The organism is Achromobacter sp. GD03932 (assembly GCF_029839485.1).
GTDB classification, from domain to species: Bacteria; Pseudomonadota; Gammaproteobacteria; order Burkholderiales; family Burkholderiaceae_B; genus Achromobacter; species Achromobacter bronchisepticus_A.
Window position 1 is genome coordinate 1 of record NZ_JAOCAT010000003.1, and the last position, 20775, is coordinate 20775.

The 20775-nt window shown below is 65.9% G+C and carries 18 protein-coding genes and 3 tRNA genes; 10 read left to right on the plus strand and 11 right to left on the minus strand.

What is annotated here, in order from left to right:
- Positions 1-8 precede the first annotated feature (8 nt).
- From N5C88_RS03285 to radC, 6 genes are all read right to left on the minus strand, one after another.
- Positions 9-1409 (minus strand): MATE family efflux transporter, encoded by a 1401-nt coding sequence (locus N5C88_RS03285; RefSeq protein ID WP_059379294.1) that lies wholly within the window; start codon positions 1407-1409, stop codon positions 9-11.
- Positions 1406-3136: a hypothetical protein gene (locus tag N5C88_RS03290; RefSeq protein ID WP_059379293.1), complete on the minus strand. Its 1731-nt coding sequence runs from the start codon at positions 3134-3136 to the stop codon at positions 1406-1408. Before N5C88_RS03290 ends, N5C88_RS03285 begins: the two co-directional genes overlap by 4 nt.
- 123 nt (positions 3137-3259) lie before the next feature.
- A complete protein-coding gene (locus tag N5C88_RS03295) occupies positions 3260-3526 on the minus strand; it encodes a type B 50S ribosomal protein L31 (RefSeq protein WP_054450976.1) in 267 nt (88 codons plus the stop codon).
- Positions 3527-3785: 259 nt separating this feature from the next.
- Complete coding sequence (kynA, locus tag N5C88_RS03300) at positions 3786-4634, minus strand: tryptophan 2,3-dioxygenase (RefSeq protein ID WP_054450977.1); 849 nt, start codon at positions 4632-4634, stop codon at positions 3786-3788.
- A 179-nt stretch (positions 4635-4813) separates the two neighbouring features.
- Entirely contained in the window at positions 4814-5440 is a 627-nt protein-coding gene (kynB, locus tag N5C88_RS03305; RefSeq protein WP_059379291.1) for an arylformamidase, read from the minus strand.
- Positions 5441-5525: 85 nt separating this feature from the next.
- Positions 5526-6203, minus strand: coding sequence for a DNA repair protein RadC (gene radC / locus N5C88_RS03310; RefSeq protein ID WP_280014683.1), 678 nt, complete (start codon positions 6201-6203; stop codon positions 5526-5528).
- 50 nt (positions 6204-6253) lie between these two features.
- Here radC and N5C88_RS03315 point away from each other — a divergent pair, with 50 nt between their 5' ends.
- From N5C88_RS03315 to maiA, 3 genes are read left to right on the plus strand one after another with little or no spacing between them, the layout of a single operon-like run.
- Positions 6254-6730: an FKBP-type peptidyl-prolyl cis-trans isomerase gene (locus N5C88_RS03315; protein ID WP_118934218.1), complete on the plus strand. Its 477-nt coding sequence runs from the start codon at positions 6254-6256 to the stop codon at positions 6728-6730.
- Positions 6730-7707 carry a 4-hydroxy-3-methylbut-2-enyl diphosphate reductase gene (ispH, locus tag N5C88_RS03320; RefSeq protein WP_118934220.1) on the plus strand — a complete coding sequence of 326 codons (978 nt, stop codon included), beginning with the start codon at positions 6730-6732 and terminating at the stop codon, positions 7705-7707. Before N5C88_RS03315 ends, ispH begins: the two co-directional genes overlap by 1 nt.
- A 55-nt stretch (positions 7708-7762) precedes the next feature.
- Positions 7763-8407, plus strand: a complete 645-nt coding sequence (gene maiA, locus N5C88_RS03325; protein ID WP_054450982.1) for a maleylacetoacetate isomerase — start codon at positions 7763-7765, stop codon at positions 8405-8407.
- A gap of 23 nt (positions 8408-8430) precedes the next feature.
- On the opposite strand, the gene N5C88_RS03330 is transcribed toward maiA, so the two are convergent.
- From N5C88_RS03330 to N5C88_RS03345, 4 genes are all read right to left on the minus strand, one after another.
- Entirely contained in the window at positions 8431-9873 is a 1443-nt protein-coding gene (locus tag N5C88_RS03330; protein ID WP_059379342.1) for a DegQ family serine endoprotease, read from the minus strand.
- Positions 9874-9937: 64 nt separating this feature from the next.
- Positions 9938-11266, minus strand: coding sequence for an ATP-binding protein (locus N5C88_RS03335; RefSeq protein ID WP_280014684.1), 1329 nt, complete (start codon positions 11264-11266; stop codon positions 9938-9940).
- The gene (locus N5C88_RS03340; protein ID WP_059379341.1) at positions 11263-11922 is read right to left on the minus strand and encodes a response regulator; all 660 of its coding nucleotides are present in this window, start codon (positions 11920-11922) and stop codon (positions 11263-11265) included. Before N5C88_RS03340 ends, N5C88_RS03335 begins: the two co-directional genes overlap by 4 nt.
- Before the next feature lie 138 nt (positions 11923-12060).
- A tRNA-Thr gene (locus N5C88_RS03345) sits at positions 12061-12136 on the minus strand.
- A 213-nt stretch (positions 12137-12349) separates the two neighbouring features.
- Between N5C88_RS03345 and N5C88_RS03350 the strand changes: the two genes are divergently transcribed.
- The 3 genes from N5C88_RS03350 (at position 12350) to N5C88_RS03360 (ending at position 14529) form a co-directional block, all read left to right on the plus strand.
- Positions 12350-12425: transfer RNA gene (locus N5C88_RS03350), tRNA-Asn, on the plus strand.
- Between the two features lie 78 nt (positions 12426-12503).
- Entirely contained in the window at positions 12504-13502 is a 999-nt protein-coding gene (locus N5C88_RS03355) for a GTP-binding protein (RefSeq protein WP_280014685.1), read from the plus strand.
- Positions 13503-13623: 121 nt separating this feature from the next.
- On the plus strand, positions 13624-14529 hold the full coding sequence (locus tag N5C88_RS03360; protein WP_251877233.1) for a LysR family transcriptional regulator: 906 nt from the start codon (positions 13624-13626) through the stop codon (positions 14527-14529).
- Positions 14530-15180: 651 nt separating this feature from the next.
- On the opposite strand, the gene N5C88_RS03365 is transcribed toward N5C88_RS03360, so the two are convergent.
- Positions 15181-15257: transfer RNA gene (locus N5C88_RS03365), tRNA-Met, on the minus strand.
- A 62-nt stretch (positions 15258-15319) separates the two neighbouring features.
- On the opposite strand from N5C88_RS03365, the gene scpB reads away from it, so the two are divergent.
- The 4 genes from scpB (at position 15320) to nusA (ending at position 20760) form a co-directional block, all read left to right on the plus strand.
- Positions 15320-16567, plus strand: coding sequence for an SMC-Scp complex subunit ScpB (gene scpB / locus N5C88_RS03370; RefSeq protein WP_118934228.1), 1248 nt, complete (start codon positions 15320-15322; stop codon positions 16565-16567).
- Positions 16568-16602: 35 nt separating this feature from the next.
- Positions 16603-18390, plus strand: a complete 1788-nt coding sequence (locus tag N5C88_RS03375; protein ID WP_280014687.1) for a pseudouridine synthase — start codon at positions 16603-16605, stop codon at positions 18388-18390.
- 391 nt (positions 18391-18781) lie between these two features.
- Positions 18782-19285: a ribosome maturation factor RimP gene (gene rimP, locus N5C88_RS03380; protein ID WP_059379281.1), complete on the plus strand. Its 504-nt coding sequence runs from the start codon at positions 18782-18784 to the stop codon at positions 19283-19285.
- Positions 19282-20760: a transcription termination factor NusA gene (gene nusA / locus N5C88_RS03385; RefSeq protein ID WP_118934803.1), complete on the plus strand. Its 1479-nt coding sequence runs from the start codon at positions 19282-19284 to the stop codon at positions 20758-20760. The genes rimP and nusA overlap by 4 nt, the downstream gene beginning before the upstream one ends.
- Positions 20761-20775: the final 15 nt, after the last annotated feature.

A 20775-nucleotide genomic window follows, 5' to 3' on the forward strand; every position in this document is an offset into this window, starting at 1 on the left:
TGCTTTTTTTACTTGATCGTCCCACGCACGATGCGCCGGTACCAGTAGTGCAGCAAGGCCGCCGACAGTCCCAGGCCGACCATGGCCATCAGCCACATGCTGCCGGCGCCCTGGGGAGATCCAGGGACCAGGATGGCGCGCACGCCGTCCAGGCCGCCGCGACCCGGGCCGAAGCCGAACCACCAGCCGCCGACCAGGCCCACGCCCGCCAGCGCCACCACTTGCAGCAGCAGCGGCACCACCGCGACCTTGTAGGCGCGCAGCAGGTAGGAGTTGATGCACTGCATCGAGTCGAACAGGTGGAACAGGGGCAGGACGGCCAGCAGCGTGGTCGCCACCGCGGCCACCTCGGGGTTGTCGGTGTAGGCGGCCAGGATCAGCGGGCGGCCGGCCAGCAGCACCGCCGCCGTCAACAGCGCGCCCAGTATGCCCAGCGTCAGGCCGGCCATGCCGGTGCGGTGTGCATGGGCGAGGTTGCCCGCGCCGATGGCCTGCGCGGTCAGGGCCGCCGTGGCTACGCCCAGCGCCATGGGCATCATGTAGCAGAGCGCGGCCAGGTTCGACATGATCTGATGGCCGCCGGTCACGTAGGTGCCTTCGCGCGCCACCAGCAGGGCCATGAAAGTGAAGGCCGACACTTCGACCAGGTAGGAGCCGCCCATGGGGATGCCCAGGCGCAGCAGCTCCTTGAGCGTCTTCCAGTCGGGCTTGCCGACGTGCAGCTTGAAGCGGCGGTAGTAGCGGTCGTGGGTGATGACCCACAAGCCGAGGCCCAGGCTCATCCACGACACCACGGCGGTGGCCAGTCCGGCGCCGGTGGCCCCCATGGCGGGCAATCCCAGCTTGCCGTAGATGAACAGCCAGTTGAAGAAGGCCTTGAAGCCAATGGCCGTCAGGTTGATCGCCATGACCAGCTTGGGCCGCGAGACCGACGTGCCCAGCGCGTAGATGGTGCGGAACACCAGCGCGGCGGGCAGGGCCAGCACCAGGGCCTGCAGATACGAGCCGATGCGTTCGCGCACGCCGGGAGCGACCTCGCCGGACATGGACAGCCACATGTTGGGGAACAGCATCAGCACGGCGCCCACCACGGACAAGCCCAGCGCCAGCCAGACGCCCTGGCCCCAGCTGCGGCCGACCTCGAGGTTGTTGCCTGCGCCGAAGTGCTGGGCCAGGATGGGAATCAGGGCGTGCACCACGCCCATCAGTCCGACGAAGATAGTGATGTAGATCGATGCGGACAGCGCCATTGCCGCCAGGTCGGCGGCGCTGGAATGGCCGGTCATGGCGGTGTCGAGCACGCCGAAGGAGATGCCGGCCCACTGGCTGACCAGCACCGGCCAGGCCTGCCTGGCGATGCCGCGCAGGGTGGCGCCGAAACTCATCGGCGCGGCGGGAGCGGGCGTCATCGGGGGGCGCCGACTCGCAGCAGGCGGAAGACTTCCTGGCGGTCGGCGCGCCGGCCGCCTTGCCACAGCACCTCGGCGCCGTCGCTGTAAGCGGCGGTGTTGTCGCGCAAGCTCTGATTGCTGGTCTGCTGCAGCACCAGCGTGCACTTGGAGTCGAACGTGAACGTCAGGTTATCGAAGATCAGGAACGAGGCGCGCTGCCCGCTGCCCAGGCTCAGCCCGCGCACGCACTCGCCGGGGCGCGCGTTCTCTTTCAGCGCATGGGCCAGCTGGCCCGACACGGTGCGGTAGCTGCGGGCGTAGTCCACGGCCGGTTGCCACAACAGCACCAGCAGGATCCAGGTCACGGTCAGGCCGCCGGCCGACAGCACCGTGCCGCGCCACAACGCCTGCGGCCGCACCCGCAGCCGCCACACCACCAGCGCGATCCAGCCCACGGTGAAGCCCACGGCCAGCGCGAACGCCACCCAGGAGATCTCGGGTTCGTAGCCGGTGGTCTGGCGGGCGATATTGCGGGAAATCTGCGCCGGCCAGCCGAAGTGCAGGGCGACCCAGCCCAGCCAGACCGTGGTGGCCGTCAGCGAAAAGCACATGACGGCGAACCAGTCCAGCGTGTTGACCACGCCGCGGCGCAGCGTGGGCAGCGAGAACGCGCCCAGCACCGCGCAGGGCACGGCCAGCAGCACATATTCGGAATCGGAAGCTTCTTCCAAGCCGAACAGCACGACCGCCGAGCACACCAGCAGGGCCAGGGGCAGCCAGATGTGCGGCGCATAGAGCCAGGCGCGCCAGCGCCAGATGGCCAGCAGGGCCAGCGGCCAGGTCGGCCACAGGTACCAGGGCAGATCGCGCAGGGTGCGCCCGATGTCATGCCACGGCGGCACGGTGAAGGACGACAGGTTCCAGATCTTCCAGTTGCGGATCCAGTACTCGCTGCTTTGGCTGGCGGGTATCCACCAGGCCAGGATCAGAACGGCGGCCAGCAGCGCGGCCCACAGCAGCCAGCGGCGGCATTTCCACAGCCGGCTGCGCGGATAGAACGCCAGTGCCGCGCCCACCATGATGGGGATGGCGCCGACCCAGCCGCGGGTCAGGAAACTGGCCGCCAGGGCGATGCCCAGAGTGGTGCTGCCGGTGAACGGCCGGTCTATGCTGCGCGCCAGCGAATAGAAGGCAAGCGCCTGCCACGCCATGATGGCGGGCACGACGGTGGTTTCGTGGGTGCGCTGCAGGATGCCGACCGTGGCCAGCAACAACAGCAGCGCGGCGTCCGCCAGCATGCGTCCGTAGTCGCGCGGCTCGGGTTCGCCGCCGAAGGGCAGGGCCAGCGGTTGCGCCTCGGCGCGTCGGCCCAGCAGATAGGTGCCGTACCAGACGCTGGTGGCGGTGATGCCGAACCACAGCAGATTGGGCAGGCGGCCGGCGGTGATGTCGCCGATGAAGGGGCCGAACAGCCAGATGCAGATCGCGCCCACCCAGGTGATCAGGGGGCCTTCCTCGGCGTGCGCCAGATGTCCCACCTGCGGCAGCAGCCAGGTGATGCCGCCTTCGCGGATCGCCGTGATCATGGTCGCCAGCCCCACGGCATCGTCTGTTTTCCACGGGTCGCGCATGAACAGGCCGGCCACGATATAGGCCAGCGACAAGCCCAGCAGTATCAGTCTGGGCAGTTTCGCGGTGGCCACGGACGTGAGCCGGGCCGGAGTGGAAATGGAAAGTGGGGACACGGGCGTTAATGTAACCGAGTGGTCTGGTTGCGCTAGTACCCAGCGTCAGAATCGGACGGCCAGGGAGAAAAAAAAGCAGCCCGGAGGCTGCCTTTTCGCTGCGGCTCCCGGGGGAGCGACAGATCAGGAAGCGGACTTGACCGTGCCTGCGGTGCGGGCGAAGCGGGCGCGGAATTTTTCCACGCGGCCGGTTTCGACGATACGCGTCTGGGCGCCCGTGTAGAACGGATGCGATTCGGAGGTCACGTCGCACTTGAAGAGCGGGTACGTCTTGCCATCCAGTTCGATGCTTTCGCGCGTTTGGACGGTCGAACGGGTGATGAACTTGTTGCCCGTTTGCAGGTCGGCGAAGACGACTTCGCGGTATTCGGGGTGAATGCCTTCTTTCATGGTGCTTTCCTAGGGCTCGGTCGAGCCTTGCAAGTTGTTAGGGTCGCCAGCCGGGTGTCCGGTGTCCCGCCAGCCTGGCGAACCCGTCGACATGCGGATCGGGTTTGCCCAGCGGCCGGATACTCGTCGACTGTTCCAGCCACGTATCCAAAAAGTAACCCCAAATTCTAGCATGGGAATTTTGGCCAGGCCAAGAGGAAAGGACTCGCCGCGTAGCGGGCGGTCCTTGCCAGAAATTGGGGTCGGATTGTTTCGGCGCTTAGAGATCCGTGCGCAGCTTCCAGATCTCGGGGAACAGCACCACTTCCAGCATGCGCCTCAGGTAATCCACCCCCGACGTGCCGCCGGTGCCGCGCTTGAAGCCGATGACCCGTTCGACCGTGGTGACGTGGCGGAAGCGCCACAGGCGGAACGCGTCTTCCAGGTCGGTCAGCTTTTCTCCCAGCTGGTACAGGTCCCAGTAGCGGTCGGGCTGGCGGTAGACCGTCAGCCAGGCGGCTTCCACGCCAGCCGACGATTGGTAGGGCTGGGTCCAGTCGCGCTCGAGGTGGTCGGCCGGCACGTCCAGGCCGTGGCGCGCCAGCAGCCGCAGCGCCTCGTCGTACAGCGATGGGGCTTCATAGGCGCTGCGCACCTGGGCCAGCAGGTCCTCGCGGTGCGCGTGCGGCTTGAGCATGGCCGCGTTCTTGTTGCCCAGCAGGAATTCGACCTGGCGGTACTGATAGCTCTGGAATCCGCTGGAACGCGCCAGATAGGGGCGCAGCGCCGAATACTCGGGCGGCGTCATGGTCGCCAGCACGTCCCAGGCGTGGACCAGCTGTTCCATGATCTTGCTGACGCGGGCCAGCATCTTGAAGGCGGGCTGCAGCCGGTCGGCGGCCACGTTGGCGATGGCGGCGCGCAGCTCGTGCAGCATCAGCTTCATCCAGAGTTCGCTGGTCTGATGCTGGATGATGAAAAGCATCTCGTTGTGCTCGGGCGACAGCGGATGCTGCGCGCCCAGCAGTTCGTCCAGATGCAGGTAATCGCCGTAGGTCATGTCGCGCGTGAAATCCAGCTGCGCTTTTTCCTGGCGGACGATGTCCTCGGGGCGTTCGGAGTGGCTCATGCGCGGCCTCCCTTGCAGGGCGGGGCGGCGCGGCGGGCCGAGGCGGGCAGGGCGCGCCACGAGGGCGCGTGGGGGCGGACGCAGGCAAGCGCCGCATGCAAATCGGAATGGTCTTTCATGGTCGTGCTTCCAGAACCGGCGGCCGACTTCGGATCGGCCGCCATGGCCAGCGGACCAGCCTACAGTTCGCGCAAGACGGCGCGAACCGGGCTGGCATCGGCCTGGACCAGCGCCAACGGCAGTGCGATCAACTCGTAATCGCCTTCCGGCACATCGTCGAGCACCAGGTTTTCCAGTACCCGCATGTCGTGCCGCAAGATCGTGTGGTGGCTGTCCAGGGTCTTGCTGGAGGCGGGGTCGATGCTGGCCGTATCCAGGCCGATCAGCATGACGCCGCGTTCGGCCAGCCATTCGATGGTCTGGGGCGCGTAAGCGGAGAAATCGTCGGTCCACCAGTCCTGCGCGGCGTGCTTGGCGGTGCGGACCAGCACGCGGGGCGGCAGGTTCAAGGCCGCATGGGCCAGGTGGTCCACCGTGATGAGGGGGCCGCAGTCGACGGCGTGGATGACGCGGCAGGGCCCGAGGAACGGTTCGAGGGACACCGCGCCGATGGCGGCGGCGCCGTTCTGGTAATGCAGGGGCGCGTCAGCATGCGCGCCGATGTGCGGCGACATGGTGATTTCGCTGACGTTGACCGGGCAGCCGGGCGCAAGCGACCATTTCCATTGCTGGCGGTACGGCGTGTCGCCAGGAAAGACTGGCGACGCCGTGGAGACGGGCGGGGAGATGTCCCACAAGCGTTTCATGTCAGGCGGGGTGGGTCGAGAGATGCGTTAAGCCTAAAACAATTGCGGGCGCTAGTCTAACGAATTCGGGCGCCGGCCGCAGCCCCTAAAGGCCGCCGAGTTCGGCCATGGACACGACGGTGCCGGCGGCCACGATCAGGTGGTCCACCAGCCGGATGTCCACCAGGGCGAGCGCCTGCTTCAGGTGCTGGGTGAATCCGCGGTCCGCGGCGCTGGGCTCGGCCAGGCCGGACGGATGGTTGTGGGCGATGATCAGGGCCGCCGCGTGGTGGCGCAGGGCTTCGCGCACGACCTCGCGGGGATAGACCGATGCCTGGGACAGGGTGCCGCGCGCCAGTTCGCCCGTGGCGATCAGGCGCAGGCGGTTGTCCAGGTAGAGCGCAATGCAGTGTTCCACCTGGCGGTGCCCCAGCGCCATCTTGCAATATTGTTTTACCTGCAGCGGGTGATCCAGGTTGCTGTTGCGGGCCAGGTCTTCCTCGATGGCGCGGCGGGCCAGTTCCAGCAGGGCGGCCAGCATGCACGCCTTGGCGGTTCCCAGGCCGGGAACCGCGGTCAGCTCCTCGGGCGTCGTGCCCAGGAGGCCCCGCAGGCCGCCGTATCTGGCCAGCAGCCGGCTGCCCAATTCCACCACGTCCAGGCCGGGAACGCCGGTGCGCAGGGCGATGGCCAGCAGTTCCGAGTCCTGGAGCGCGGCGGCGCCGTGGCGCAGCAGTCGCTCCCTGGGACGCTCGTGTTTGGGCAGCCGGTCGGACAATTTCATAAGAGGCTCTAAAATCAAGGTTTATTCAATTGCATATACGGTGGCAGATCTTGAGCATCGCCTCTAATGAAGTGAACGTTTTGGTCCGTCCGGATTCCTACCTGACGCTGCACTACCGCATCACGCTGGCCTCGGGACCGGGCAAGGATTCCGTGTTCGCCGATACCTTCGACGGCCGTCCCGGCACGCTGCAGATGGGTAGCGGCCAATGGGCGCCCGGGCTGGAAGCCGCGCTGGTCGGCCGCGCTGAAGGCGAGCGCTTCAGCGTCACGGTGGAACCCGCCAATGCCTACGGCGAACGCAACCCCGAACTGATCCAGCGCGTCACGCGCGCCATGCTGGCCGAGCATGCCGGCGCCGACGCCGCCTTCGAGCCGGGCGACCTGGTGGAATTCACCGCGCCCAATGGCGGCCGCTATTCGGGCGTCCTGAAGGAAATCAACGACGAATCGGCCCTGTTCGATTTCAACCACCCGCTCGCGGGCATCAGCTTGCGGGTCGACGTGGCGCTCTTGGGAGTCCTCTGATGAGCCAGGTTGTCACCGCCGCCGACGCCGAAGTCCTGCTGGCGCAGCCGCGCGGCTTCTGTGCCGGCGTGGATCGCGCCATCGACATCGTCGAGCGCGCGCTTGAACTGCACGGCGCGCCCATCTATGTGCGCCACGAAATCGTCCATAACCGCTACGTGGTGGAAGACCTGCGCGCCAAGGGCGCCATCTTCATCGACGAGCTGGATGACGCGCCTGCCGGCGCCATCGTGGTGTTTTCGGCGCACGGCGTGTCCAAGGCGGTGCGGGCCGAAGCCGAAGCCCGCGGGCTGCGCGTGTTCGACGCCACCTGCCCGCTGGTCACCAAGGTCCACATCGAGGTGGCCCGCATGCGCGCCGCCGGCCGCGAGATCATCATGATCGGCCACAAGGGCCATCCCGAGGTCGAGGGCACGCTGGGCCAGGCCCAGGGCGGCATGTACCTGGTCGAGACCGTCGAGGACGTCGCCGGCCTGCAAGTGACCGATCCCGAGAACCTGGCCTACGTCACGCAGACCACCTTGTCGGTGGACGACGCGGCGGCCGTGTCGCGGGCGTTGAAAGAGCGCTTCCCCAATATCGTCGAGCCCAAGAAAAGCGATATCTGCTACGCCACCCAGAACCGCCAGGACGCGGTCAAGGTGATGGCGCCGGATTGCGACCTGGTGCTGGTGGTGGGCAGTCCCAACAGTTCCAACTCCAACCGGCTGCGCGAAGTGGCCGAACGCAAGGGCGTCGCTTCCTATCTGATCGACGGCGCACAATCGATCGACCCTGCCTGGCTGGTGGGCCGCAAGCGCATCGGCGTGACCGCGGGCGCGTCCGCGCCCGAGATCCTGGTGCAGCAGGTGATCGACCGCGTCAAGGAATTGGGCGCGGTCTCGGTACGCACCATGCCCGGCCTGGAAGAGAATGTGGCGTTCCCGCTGCCCAAGGGGCTGTCCCGCAAGTCGGCGCAGACGGAATCGCTGGAATAAGCAGACGGACGCCGCGCGCATGCGCGGCGCCGCAACAGAAAATCAAGGAGACTTCATGCAGTTGTACAGCTACTTTCGCAGCTCGGCCGCGTACCGCGTGCGCATCGCCCTGAACCTGAAGGGCTTGCCCTACGAATACCTGCCCGTGCATCTGCTGAAGGACGGCGGCCAGCAACTGTCGGCGGATTACCGCAAGGTGAATCCGACCGCGCTGGTGCCCACGCTGGTCGATGGCGACGCCGTCATCGGCCAGTCGCTGGCCATCATCGAATACCTGGAAGAAACGCATCCCGAAGTGCCGTTGCTGCCGGCGGACGCGGTCGGCCGCGCGCGGGTGCGCGACCTGGCGCTGGGCATTGCCTGCGACACGCATCCCTTGAACAACCTGCGCGTGCTGAAGTACCTGAAGCACACCCTGGGCGTGGACGAGGCGGCCAAGACCGCCTGGTACAAGCACTGGGTGCATCAGGGTCTGGAAGCCCTGGAGGCGCAACTGGCGGGCTCTTCCGCCACCGGCCTCTTCTGCCACGGCGATACGCCCACGATCGCCGACCTGTGCCTGGTGCCTCAGGTGGCGAACGCCCAGCGTTTCGACTGCGACCTGTCGGCCATGCCCAACGTCGTGCGCATCGATGCCGCCTGCCGTGCGTTGCCGGCGTTCGACGCGGCCGCGCCGGGCAAGCAGCCCGACGCGGAGTAGCGCCTAGCCGGGTGTGGACCGGCTCAGCCGATCTGCACCGGCACGAAGATCTTGTCTTCGCCGCGCTGCACCAGCAGGGCGACCGTCTTACCCGCCTTGGACAGCGCGTCCTTCACCTGCGCGACGTTGTGCACCGGCACGCCGTTCAGCGACAGCAGCACGTCTCCCGGTTCGATCCCGGCCTTGGCGGCCGGTCCGATCGAGCGTTCGATCAGCAAGCCCTCGGTGCCCGCCGCCTGCTGCTCCTGCGGACTCAACGGCCGCAGCGCCAGGCCGAGCTGACCGCGCTGCACCTCCTGGTCGCCCGCCGAGGCCTGCGTCTTGTCCTTGGGCACGCCGCCCAGGGTGGCGACCAGCTCCTTCTGCGAGCCGTTGCGCCAGACGTCCAGCTTGATCTTCTCGCCCGGCGTGGCCAGCGTGATGGTGGAGGCCAGGTCGCCCGAGGACACGATGGTCTTGCCGTCGATCTTGCGCACCACGTCGCCGGGCTGCAGGCCGGCCTTGTCGGCGGCGCTGCCTTTCTCCACGCTGGAAACCAGCGCGCCCGAGGGCGTATCCAGCTTGAAGGAGTTGGCCAGGTCCTGGTTCACTTCCTGCACCGTCACGCCCAGCCTGGCGTGCTGCACCTTGCCGTGTTCCAGGATCTGGTCCTTGATCTTGTAGGCCACATCGATCGGGATCGAGAACGACAGGCCCTGGAATCCGCCGGTGCGGCTGTAGATCTGCGAATTGATGCCCACGACTTCGCCGCGGTCGTTGAACAGCGGGCCGCCCGAGTTGCCGGGGTTGACCGCCACGTCCGTCTGGATGAAAGGCACCGAGGTGTCGTCGGGCAGCGAGCGGCCCTTGGCGCTGACGATGCCGGCAGTGGCCGTGTTTTCCAGGCCGTAGGGCGAGCCGATGGCCAGCACCCATTCGCCCACCTGCAGCTGGTTGACGTCGCCCACCTTCACCACCGGCAGGTTCTTGGCGTCGATCTTGAGGACGGCCACGTCGGTCTGGGGATCCGAGCCCAGCACCTTGGCCTTGTATTCACGGCGGTCGGTCAGCTTGACCGTGACTTCCTTGGCGTCCTGGACCACGTGCGCATTGGTCAGGATGATGCCGTCGGCGCTGACGATGAAGCCGGAGCCTTCGCCGCGCATGGGTACTTCACGCGCAGGCCGCTGGCCGCGCGCGCCGGGAATCTGGCCGAAGAACTGGGCGAAGGGATCGCCTTCGTCGGCCGACACCTTGCGCGTGCCGCTGACGCTGATGTTCACCACGGCCGGGCCGAAGTCGCGCGTGATCTGCGCGAAATTCGGCGGGCTGGACGTGCCCGGCGTTTGGATGGAGGAGGTGATGGCCGGCGCGTTGGCCGCCATCGAAACGCCGCCGGTGAAGGCGGTTGCGCCCGCGCCGCCTATGGCGCCGGCAGCCAGCAGCGCCAGCACCAGGCGCGAGGGTTTCATTTGGGTGGTCTTCATGTCGGCTCCTGCGTTCATGTTGAAGGACATGGCGCTATCTTCGGGCCTGACACTTAGGCGAGCCTTAAGTCGGAAAAACCACCTTCACGCGCAGGCCTGAGCCAGCCGGCGTGTCCTGCAGTTCTATGGCGGCGCCGTGCTGGTCGGCGATGCTGCGCGCGATCGCCAGCCCCAGGCCGCTGCCGTGCTGCGCATTGCCTTCGACGCGGTAAAAGCGGTCGAACACGCGCTCGCGTTCTTCGGGGGCGATACCCGGGCCTTCGTCGTCGATCAGCAGGGCGGCTTCAGCGGAAGTCTGTTCCAGATGGAGGTGGATGCGCTTGCCGGCGGGCGTGTACTTGATCGCGTTGTCGAGCAGATTGCGGACCAGCAGTGTCAGTGCGTCGCGGTGTCCCTGCACCCAGGCTTGCGGCGCGCCGTCCAGATCGATGCCGAGTGACTTGGCGTTGGCCTGGGGCAGCATTTCAGAGAGCGCCTGGCGCAGCACGTCGGCCAGGTCCACGGCTTCGGCGGGCGCCTGTTCCGCCGCGCTTTCGTGGCGCGCCAGGGAGAGCAGTTGCTCCACCAGGCGCGTGGCGCGGTCGATGCCCGCGGCCAGCCGTTGTTCGGCAAGCCGGCGCGCATCCGCATCGCCCGCGCGTTGCAGGGCCTGCAACTGCAGGCGCAGCGCCGTCAGGGGCGAACGCAGTTCGTGCGCCGCATCGCCGACGAACTGTTTCTGCTGCGCGAAGGCGCCGCGCATGCGCTCCAGCAGCAGGTTCAGTTCCAGCACCAGCGGCCGGATCTCATCGGGCAGGCCCTCCACGCTGACGGGCGACAGGTCTTCGGGCTGGCGCGCCGCAACCTGGGAGCGCGCGCGCTTCACTGGCCGTAGCGACCAACTGACCACGCACCAGACGATCAGCATGAGCAAGGGGGCTGCTGCGGCGATGGGGGCGATGGTGCGCAGCGCCAGCGCGCGCGCCATGCTGGTGCGCACGGCCATGTCCTGCGCCACCTGGATGACCTGGAAGGGCGTGGCCAGCGAATACACGCGATAGGTGCTGCCCTCCATCTTCGCGTCGGAGAAGCCGAGGATGATCTGGTCCGGCAACGGCCGGCGGGATCGGGAATTGAAGACGCGCACGCCGTCGGGTGTCCAGATCTGGATGATCAGGTCGTCCGCCACGGGCGATCCCGCGCCGCGCGCGTGCGCCGGGCCTGTGCTGAGCAGTCCGTCGCCCGTGCCCAGCGACAGGGCGGTGCGCTGCAGCAGCGAGTCGAAGATATCGTCGGCCTGCGCCAGGGTGCTGCGGTAGGCGATGACGCCTTGCACCAGCGCGCCGACCATGATGGCGGCCAACAGGAAGAAAAGCAGCCTGGCTCTCAGTGAGTAGCTAAGCGGAATGCTCATGTTTTGGGGATGACATAGCCGACGCCTCTGACGTTCTGGATCAGGTTCTGACCCAGCTTCTTGCGCAGGCCATGAATATAAACCTCAACCGCGTTGCTGCTGATGCCGTCTTTCCAGCTATACAGCTTTTCTTCCAGCTGGGCGCGCGAAAAAATCATGCCCGGGCGCGCGATCAGCGGTTCCAGCACCGCCCATTCGCGCGCGGTCAGCGTGACCGGAGCGCCGTCCACCATGGCGGCGTGCGACTGGGGGTCGATGGTGATGCCCTCGTGCTCGAACACCGGTTCCGCGCGGCCCGCGCTGCGGCGGATCAGGGCGCGCATGCGGGCCAGCAGTTCATCCACGTCGTAGGGTTTGACCACGTAGTCGTCGGCGCCGGCGTCCAGTCCCGCGATCCGGTCGCTCACCGCGTCGCGGGCGGTGGCGATCAGCACCGGCGTGCGGTCCTTGCGCGTGCGCAGATCGCGCAGCAGCGACAGGCCGTCGCGCTTGGGCAGGCCCAGGTCCAGGAGTATGAGGTCGTAGGTATCGGTGCGCAGCGCGAGTTCCGCGGCATTGCCGTCCTTGACCCAGTCTACGGCGTAGTGCTCGGCGCGCAGGCAGTCCAGCACGCTCTCGCCTATCATGAGGTCGTCTTCGACTAGAAGGATGCGCATGGTGATGTCCGCCAGGATGGTCCAGCAGGTTGGACGCATGGCGGCGGGCGGGAGTTCCCGGGTGGAGGGGGAGAAGGGTGGTGCGCGAACCGGCGCGGAAATGAAAAAAGCAGCCCGAGAGGGCTGCTTTTTGGAATCTGGTGCCGGCAATAGGAGTCGAACCTACGACCTTCGCATTACGAATGCGCTGCTCTACCAACTGAGCTATGCCGGCAAGACCATTTGCTCCGCTTTTCTCTTGTAAGAACCGCAAGCAAAACATCTTTGTTTTTTCCGGTCCGTCACCCTGTTTATGGGGTCCGATCTGGAAAGACCGAGATCATATCAGAGTTTTTTTGCGATGGGAAACCAAGCAGGCCAAACAGGCGAAAAAATCAGCGATTTGCACAGTTCGAATTTTTAGTTCATAATCTCGTTTCTTAGCAGTTCCCCGATAGCTCAGTCGGTAGAGCGACGGACTGTTAATCCGCAGGTCGCTGGTTCGAGCCCAGCTCGGGGAGCCAAAGAATTCAGGGCCATTCACGCAAGTGAATGGCCCTTTTGGTTTTCTCCATCGGAATGGCTTGCATGGAAGGTCGGGTATGGACGACAAGCGCATAGGCGTGACGGTGATTTCCGGTTTCCTGGGCAGCGGCAAGACGTCGCTGCTCAACCGGTTGCTGCGGGATCCGTCGTACGCCGATAGCGTTGTCATCGTCAACGAATACGGCGAGGTGGGCGTCGACCATCATCTGGTGCGCCAGGCCCGCGACAACATCGTCCTGATCGAGGGCGGCTGCCTGTGCTGCGTCGTCAGCGGCGCGGTGGTCGAAGCCTTGCGCGAGTTATTCATGTTGGCGCTCAGCCGCAAGATCAAGCCCTTTCGTCGCGTGATCATCGAAACCAGCGGCTTGGCCGATCCCGCGCCCATCCTGTTCACCCTCAAGCACGACCGCTTCCTCGCCGAGCGCTATGCGTACCGGGGCGCGATCGTCCTGGCGGACGCGCGCGGCGGATCGGACCAATTGGAACGGCAGCCCGAAGCGTTGCGGCAACTGGCCCTGGCGGATGTCGTGGTGTTCAGCAAGCCCGATCTGGCGGACGCGGCGAGTCTGGATCTTCTGGAGCAGGCGGTGGTCGCCATCAATCCAGGGGCGCGGCGCTGCGTGCAATGGCCCGATGCGCCGCTTGCGGATCCGCTGCGCGCGGGCCTCGATCTGCAGGCCAGGCGCGATGGCGTCGCTCTGGCGAATTGGTTGCGGCCCTTCGCGCAGCCGCGGGGCGCCGTTCATGGGGATGTGGGCAGTTTCTCGCTGGTACTGGCCGCTCCCGTCGGACGGGCGGCGTTTCTTGCCGGCATGTCGCGGGTTCTGGAGCGCTATGGGCAGGGCTTGCTGCGCGTGAAGGGGCTGGTGTGCTTCGAGGGCGAGGCGCTGCCGTGCGAGGTGCATGGCGTGCATGGCGAGCTCTATCCGATCAATCAGCTGGAGCGCTGGCCGGACGAGGGGCGGGCGTCGCGGCTGGTCTGCATCTTGCGGGGGCTTGAGGCGGGCGAGGTCCGTGCTGCCCTGAGCGTCGCGCTCGGGCAGCCGACCTCTTGAACGCCTGCGTCTGAACGTCTGGCCCGGTCAGGGTTCGCGGGCGGCGGTCTCGATTATGGTGTCGATGTTGCGCCGAAATACGGTATAACCGGAGCGGTCTGGTGCAAGAATCGAGACAATCATGGATCGTTTGAAAGCCATGCAGGTATTCGTGGAAGTCGCTGACAGGGGCAGCCTGTCGGCGGCGGCGATTCATCTGGACATGTCGCGCGCCATGGTGTCGCGCTATCTCGCGGAAATGGAGCAGTGGGTGGGGGTGCGCCTGCTGCATCGCACGACGCGGCGTCTGAGCCTGACGCCCGCTGGCGCCGAAACGCTGCCGCGCTGTCGGCAGATGCTGGACATGGTGGGGGATCTGCGCAATGCGGTATCGACCCCGGACGATACGCCCCGCGGCCTGCTGCGCATCACCACCAGCATGTCGTTCGGCTCGCGCCATCTGGCCAGCGCCATTACCGACTACGTCAAGCTGCATCCGGGCACCTCGGTCGACCTGATGCTGGTGGATCGCGCCGTCAATCTGGTGGAAGAGCGCGTGGATCTGGCTGTACGCATCACCAACGACCTGGATCCCAACCTGATTGCCCGCAAGCTGGCGGTCTGCCGCTCGGTGGTGTGCGCCTCGCCCGAGTATCTGCAGCGCGAAGGCGTGCCGGCGCGCATCGAAGACCTGTCCTTGCGCAACTGTCTGACCCATTCGTATTTCGGCAAGAGCCTGTGGCGTTTCGAGCGCGATGGCGAGCCGGTGGATGTGCCCGTCAGCGGCAATATCAGCGCGAACGAGGTCTCGGTGTTGGCGCGCGCGGCGCTGGAGGGCGCGGGCATTGCGATGTTGCCGACCTACTATGCCGCGGACGACATCGCATCGGGCCGCCTGCGGGCCATCCTGACCCAAAGCAAGCCCCAGGAGTTGGGCATTTACGGCGTTTATGTCTCGCGTCGCCAGATGCCCCTGATCTTGAGATCCATGCTGGATTTTCTCGTGAGCCGCCTGGAGTCCACGCCATGGGACAAGCCTGCTCCGTAGTTTTTGCGCCGCGCAAGGCGCCGTGCGGGCTTGAGGGTGGGGTATATGGCGGTATAATGAAACAACTGCTTGAATATGTTGGGCGCGGTCGGCGGATGCCTGCTGTGTGTAGTTAGAAAACATCCAAGAATCGTGGTTGCGGCTCGGGTGAGCCGCGGCATCGCGGAACCGGTTTTTCGCGTGCGCCAGGGGAAACATATCGGGTTTGTGGGGTGCGGCGGTCTGTCCGTGGCGCCCGAGCCTCGATGATTCAGGTCCTTGATATCGATTGCCGCGGGAAAGCGGCGCCGGGTTGCCGGCGTGCTCCGCGGGCTGGCTGGCGATTTGTGCCGGCTTTTCCAGAATTTGCTTGAGTGTTTGCTGCGCCAGGCGCGGCAGGCATCCCGCTCAATCCCGATTGGCGCGGTCGTTTCGGCACATGTCCAGGGTACCTCTACCCGGGGCGCATGGCGGTAAACACAGGAATCCCGTGAGAACTACGCAAACCAATGCTGTCTGTTGCTGGCGAGCCGCCGAGGCTGCCGGCGTGGCGGCGGGTGTCTGTGCTGGCGCGCCGCGCGCGCTGGTGCGGTCGGGTTTGCCGGACTCGCTGATTTTTTCCGGCGCCGCAAATGAAAAAGGCCCGGCGAAATCGCCAGGCCTGAATCAATTTGGTTGCGGGGGCAGGATTTGAACCTACGACCTTCGGGTTATGAGCCCGACGAGCTGCCAGACTGCTCCACCCCGCGTCTGAGAAATGAATAGTAGCCTTATTTTCAACCTAGCGCAAGTTAGCCCTTTTTGAATTTGAATGTCGATGAACGATAGCGAGGCAATACTCGTGTTGGAAACCGCGCTGCTTTGCGCGGCGCAGCCGATGCAACTGTCCGATATGCGCAAGCTGTTCGGGGACGATGAACAATTCGACAACAGCGCATTGCGCACGCTTCTGGAAACGCTGCAGGCCAATTGGGCCGATGGCGGGCTGGAACTGGTGCAGTTGGCCACCGGATGGCGCTTTCAGAGCCGTCCGCGCATGCAGCGCTACCTTGAGCGCCTCAATCCGGAAAAGCCGCCCAAGTACTCGCGCGCCGTGATGGAGACGCTGGCCATCGTGGCCTGGCGCCAGCCGGTGACGCGTGGCGACATCGAGGATATCCGCGGCGTCACCGTGTCTTCGCAGATCGTGAAGGCGCTGGAAGACCGCGGTTGGATCGAGGTCATCGGCCACCGCGACGCGCCGGGCCGTCCGGCGCTGTTCGGCACGACACGCCAGTTTCTCGATGACCTGGGCCTGCGCGCCCTGGACGAATTGCCGGCGCTGGAATCCGCGCAGGCCGCTGCGGCGCTCGCCGGGCTGGACCTGGGCGAAGTGCAGCAGGTGCTGGGTGGGGAAGCGCCCGCCGCAGAGGCTGATGCGTCTGCCGAGGGCGCCGAGGCAGCCGACCAAGCCATTGCCGAGGTCGAGCAAGGTGCCGAAGGTGAGATAAGTGCCGAGGGCGGGGCTGGCGGCGAAGCCGAGGCTCGTCCCGAGGGCGAACCTGCGGTCACGGCAGGCGAGCCCGACGTGTCCGAAAGCAGTATTCCGGTTGCGGAATTGTCTGTTTCGGAACAGGATATACCCATCGCTCCCGTCGATAGCGTAGAATCCATGCTTTCGCGCACAGAAGAAGGCGCGGATCCCGCCGACGAATCCACCGTCCGGGAGCAAGCCGAAGGCTTGTCCAATACGTCAGCCACGTCCGGTTTTCCCGACGATACGGCTGACAACGACATTTCCGATATGGCCGCCGATGCCCCAGAAGCCGGCGCTGCAAAGGAAAACGTCGAGAACGCAAAACACGCGGAACCGACCGACCCGATTGACGAGACCGATACCGCGGCGCCTGACGCCGCCGGGCATGAGCCCGCTTCCGGTCTTGCCGATCCTGTTCGGCCTGGCCCGGATGCCGCCTCTCCGGAATCGGACGAGGCAGGCTTCGAGCGGCCCGAGACCGATCGAGAGCCGGCGTCCCCAGATGATGACGAGCCTGCCGCAGGCAGGCCCACCCAAGTTTGAAATTCGGAGCTGTCCCAGTGACAACGAATACAGCAATGCAGGACGACAATCCCCGTTCGGATGATGCCGTTTCCAACGGCCAGCCGGAATCCGCCGCGCGTGAGCCGGCGGCTGAAGGCGAGACGGGAGCCCGCGGCAGGGGCCGCAAGCTGAGAACGCCGTTCCGCCGCCGCCGCGGCGATACCGCCGCCGAGCAGGCGCCGGCCGGCGAGGCGCAGCCCGCGGCGGCCGCCGCCCCTCAGGCCGAGCCGCAGGAATCGCGCGGCACCGAGCAGGAAGCCGAGCAGGCGCTGTCGTACCTGGAAACCGCTGACCGCATGGAGCAGCGTCTGGGCAAGTACCTGAACAGCGATTCGGTCATGCCCAAGCTGCACAAGGTGCTGGCGGATGCCGGCATCGGTTCGCGCCGCGAAATGGAAGAACTGATCGTCGCGGGCCGCGTGTCGGTCAATGGCGAGCCGGCCCATATCGGCCAGCGCGTGGCACCCAATGACCAGGTGCGCGTCAACGGCAAGCCCATCATGCGCGTCAACACGAAAAAGCCGCCGCGCGTGATCCTGTATCACAAGCCCGCCGGCGAGATCGTCAGCCACGACGACCCGGGTGGCCGCGCAAGCGTTTTTGCCCGTCTGCCCAAGCTGCGCACGGGTAAATGGCTGTCGGTCGGCCGCCTGGACCTGAATACTGAAGGCCTGTTGATCTTCACGACCTCCGGCGACATGGCCAACCGCATCATGCATCCGCGCTACGGCACGGAGCGCGAGTACGCGGTGCGTGTGCTGGGCGAGATGGACGAGGCCCAGCGCCAGTCGCTGGTCGACGGCATCGAGCTGGACGACGGCATGGCTGCCTTCGGCGCCTTGGACTACCTGGGCGGCGACGGCAGCAACCGCTGGTATCGCGTCACGCTGCAGGAAGGCCGCAATCGTGAGGTCCGCCGCATGTTCGAGGCCGTGGGCGTCACGGTCAGCCGGCTGATCCGCACCCGTTTTGGCGACGTGGTCCTGCCGCGTACGTTGCGCCGCGGCCGCTGGGAAGAGCTGGATTCTTCCCTGGTCACGGCCTTGATGGTCCAGTTGGGCCTGGTGCGCGACGACGACGAATCCGGCGGCAACCGCCGCCGCTCCAAGCAGCCGCAATCTCATGACAGCGCGCTGCCTCCGGGTTTCGGCACCATGGACCGCAACGGCATGAACGGCGCGCGCATCGGCCGCCGCGGCAAGCTGCAAGGCGGCCGCTTGGGCAGCGCAGGCCAGGCGGCCGCGTGTCCGTCGGATCCTTTTGGCACGGGCTTGATGATTGCTGGCGGTTACGCCAATGGCCACCCCCTGTCGGGCGAGGGCGCTGGCGGCAACCGCAAGGGCGGCAAGCCTGGCGGCGGCCGTTCCGCAACGGGAACGGGCGGCGGCAAGGCTGGCGGCAAGCAGGGCGGGGGCAAGCCTGGCGGCAAGTCCAGCGGCAAGCCGCGCGGTCCGCGCGCGGCTGCGGCAGGCGGTCAGCCTGGCAATGCCATGTCGGTCGAGGCTGGTGCCGGCAACGTCGCGGAAGCGCCGGCCGGCGGTCGTCGGCCGGCCGGCGGCAAGCCTGCCGGCGCGCGTGGCAATAGCGGTCGCGGCGGCAAGCCGGCAGGCGCTGGTGGTGGCCGTAGCGGCAATAAGTCGGGCGGCGCCGGCGGCAACAAGGGGCCGAACGCTGGCGGCAAGCCGCGCGCACCCCGCAATGCCTCGTCGTCTCCGCGTGGCGATGACTGGCAGCCGCGCGGCGCTTCGGCGCACGAATCCCGTCTCGGTGTGATGGGCGGGCGCGGTCGTCAGGGGCGCTGAAGGTCCGCGGGCGGCGCGCCGGACGCGCCGCCGCGCGGGATATGTCCCGCATAAGCGTAAGCCCGCGACGAATCAGGCGTTTTTCCAGTTTATCTGGTAAAATCAATGGTTTTCATGGCTTCGCGCCGTTGTCTTTTGCGTGCCCGCAAGGAAAAAGCACGCAAATACAGGGGGCGGCGAGAGCCTGGCAGTTTGCATCGGACTTTGCGCCTGGTGCTGCCTGGCCCGGATTGCGGGTTGGGGCGGCGGTCTTAATGGCCTGGGCGGCGCAAGCCAAATTTAGGTCGCAATATAGGGCACTGCCCAGCATTGCTCCTTACGTGCAGTAGGGTGGCGGCTGGGCGCTGTGCAATACGGTGGGCTGGGCGTGCAGCCCATTTTTTTTGAGTATATGGCTGATTTATTCGCATTGACCAAAGAGGCTCTGGCCGGCATGGACGTCGAACTCGTGGACGTCGAGCGTGCCGCCCTGGGCCTTTTGCGCGTCACGATCGATCGGGTCGGCGGTGTGCGCATCGAAGACTGTGAACAGGTGTCCCGCCAGTTGTCGCGGGTGTTCGAAGTCGAGAACGTCGACTACAAACGACTGGAAGTCGGTTCGCCGGGCGTCGACCGCCCGCTGCGCAACGAGGCCGACTTCCGCCGGTTCGCAGGCGAGCGCATCGAAATCAAGCTGCGCGAGGCATTGGACGGCCGCAAGGTCTTTGCCGGCACCCTGACGGTGCCCGAAGACGATGCCGCAGCCTCCGACGCGGCTGCTGGAATGCAAAAGACCGTGTTCGGTCTCGAATTTGAGGCAAAAAAGAACGAAGTCCAGGTGTTGAATTTCACGGTCGACGATATCGAACGTGCAAAACTGGATCCCGTTCTGGATTTCAAGGGCAAAAAGCGATGAGTCGCGAAATTCTTCTGTTGGTCGATGCCTTGGCGCGTGAAAAGAACGTCACGCGCGACGTCGTGTTCGGAGCGCTGGAAAGCGCGCTGGCCTCGGCGATGAAAAAGCGCTTCAAGGATGATGCTGACATCCGTGTCGCCATCGATAGGGACACGGGCGATCACGAAGGCTTCCGCCGCTGGCTGGTCGTGCCCGATGAGGCAGGCCTGCAAGAGCCCGACAAGCAGGAAATGCTGTCGGACGCGCTGGAAATCGTTCCCGGCATCAAGGAAGGCGAGTACATCGAAGAGCCGCTCGAACCCATCGAGTTCGGCCGCATCGGCGCGCAGGCGGCCAAGCAGGCCATTCTGCAGAAGATCCGCGACGCCGAGCGCGAACAGGTGCTGAACGACTTCCTGGACCGTGGCGAAACCATCGTGTCCGGAACGATCAAGCGCATGGACAAGGGCGACGCCATCGTCGAAACCGGCAAGATCGAAGCGCGCCTGCCGCGTTCCGAAATGATCCCGAAGGAAAACCTCCGGGTGGCCGACCGCGTTCGCGCCTTTGTGTTGCGCGTAGACCACGCCGCGCGCGGCCAGCAGGTGATCCTGTCGCGCACCGCGCCGGAATTCATCCGCCAGCTGTTCGAGAACGAAGTCCCCGAAATCGAGCAAGGCCTGCTCGAGATCAAAGCCGCGGCCCGCGATGCCGGCGTGCGTGCGAAGATCGCCGTGGTGGCATACGATAAGCGCATCGACCCGATCGGCACCTGCGTGGGCATGCGCGGTTCGCGCGTGACCGCCGTGCGCAACGAGCTGGGCGGCGAACAGGTCGATATCGTGCTGTGGTCGGAAGACCCCGCTCAGTTTGTCATCGGTGCCCTGGCGCCGGCCAACGTCGAGTCCATCGTCGTTGATGAAGACAAGCACGCGATGGACGTCGTGGTGGACGAGGAAAACCTGCCCAAGGCCATTGGCGCCAAGGGCCAGAACGTCCGCCTGGCTTCCGAGCTGACCGGCTGGCAGATCAACATCATGACGCCGGAAGAAAGCCTGAACCGCCAGGAAGTCGAGCGTTCGGGCCTGCGCTCCACGTTCATGAGCAAGCTGGACGTCGACGAGGAAGTCGCTGACATCCTGATCGACGAAGGTTTTACCGGTATCGAGGAAATCGCCTACGTGCCCATGCAGGAACTGCTGGAAATCGAGGCCTTTGACGAAGACACCATCAATGAGTTGCGCGCCCGTGCCCGCAATGCGCTGCTGACCGAGGCGATCGCCCAGGAAGAGCGCCTTGAGACCGCGCAGGATTTGCTCGAACTCGAAGGCATGACGCCCGAGCTGGCTGCCAAGCTGGCTGAGCGCCAAGTGCATACGCGTGATGATCTGGCCGAACTGGCGACGGACGAACTGGCGGAAATCGCCGGTCTGACCGAGCAGGAAGCCAGCGATCTCATCATGCGTGCCCGCGCCCATTGGTTCGACGAGGAATAACCAAAAGGACACGGG

What these genes read in the sequence shown, in the direction of transcription:
- N5C88_RS03355 (WP_280014685.1), top strand. Translation starts at nt 12,504, where the DNA reads ATGGACGACAAGCGCATAGGCGTGACGGTGATTTCCGGTTTCCTGGGC.
- kynA (WP_054450977.1), bottom strand. Translation starts at nt 4,634, where the DNA reads ATGAGCCACTCCGAACGCCCCGAGGACATCGTCCGCCAGGAAAAAGCG.
- N5C88_RS03360 (WP_251877233.1), top strand. Translation starts at nt 13,624, where the DNA reads ATGGATCGTTTGAAAGCCATGCAGGTATTCGTGGAAGTCGCTGACAGG.
- N5C88_RS03330 (WP_059379342.1), bottom strand. Translation starts at nt 9,873, where the DNA reads ATGAAGACCACCCAAATGAAACCCTCGCGCCTGGTGCTGGCGCTGCTG.
- N5C88_RS03285 (WP_059379294.1), bottom strand. Translation starts at nt 1,409, where the DNA reads ATGACGCCCGCTCCCGCCGCGCCGATGAGTTTCGGCGCCACCCTGCGC.
- rimP (WP_059379281.1), top strand. Translation starts at nt 18,782, where the DNA reads ATGGCTGATTTATTCGCATTGACCAAAGAGGCTCTGGCCGGCATGGAC.
- N5C88_RS03295 (WP_054450976.1), bottom strand. Translation starts at nt 3,526, where the DNA reads ATGAAAGAAGGCATTCACCCCGAATACCGCGAAGTCGTCTTCGCCGAC.
- scpB (WP_118934228.1), top strand. Translation starts at nt 15,320, where the DNA reads ATGTCGATGAACGATAGCGAGGCAATACTCGTGTTGGAAACCGCGCTG.
- maiA (WP_054450982.1), top strand. Translation starts at nt 7,763, where the DNA reads ATGCAGTTGTACAGCTACTTTCGCAGCTCGGCCGCGTACCGCGTGCGC.
- N5C88_RS03335 (WP_280014684.1), bottom strand. Translation starts at nt 11,266, where the DNA reads ATGAGCATTCCGCTTAGCTACTCACTGAGAGCCAGGCTGCTTTTCTTC.
- kynB (WP_059379291.1), bottom strand. Translation starts at nt 5,440, where the DNA reads ATGAAACGCTTGTGGGACATCTCCCCGCCCGTCTCCACGGCGTCGCCA.
- radC (WP_280014683.1), bottom strand. Translation starts at nt 6,203, where the DNA reads ATGAAATTGTCCGACCGGCTGCCCAAACACGAGCGTCCCAGGGAGCGA.
- nusA (WP_118934803.1), top strand. Translation starts at nt 19,282, where the DNA reads ATGAGTCGCGAAATTCTTCTGTTGGTCGATGCCTTGGCGCGTGAAAAG.
- N5C88_RS03375 (WP_280014687.1), top strand. Translation starts at nt 16,603, where the DNA reads ATGCAGGACGACAATCCCCGTTCGGATGATGCCGTTTCCAACGGCCAG.
- N5C88_RS03340 (WP_059379341.1), bottom strand. Translation starts at nt 11,922, where the DNA reads ATGCGCATCCTTCTAGTCGAAGACGACCTCATGATAGGCGAGAGCGTG.
- ispH (WP_118934220.1), top strand. Translation starts at nt 6,730, where the DNA reads ATGAGCCAGGTTGTCACCGCCGCCGACGCCGAAGTCCTGCTGGCGCAG.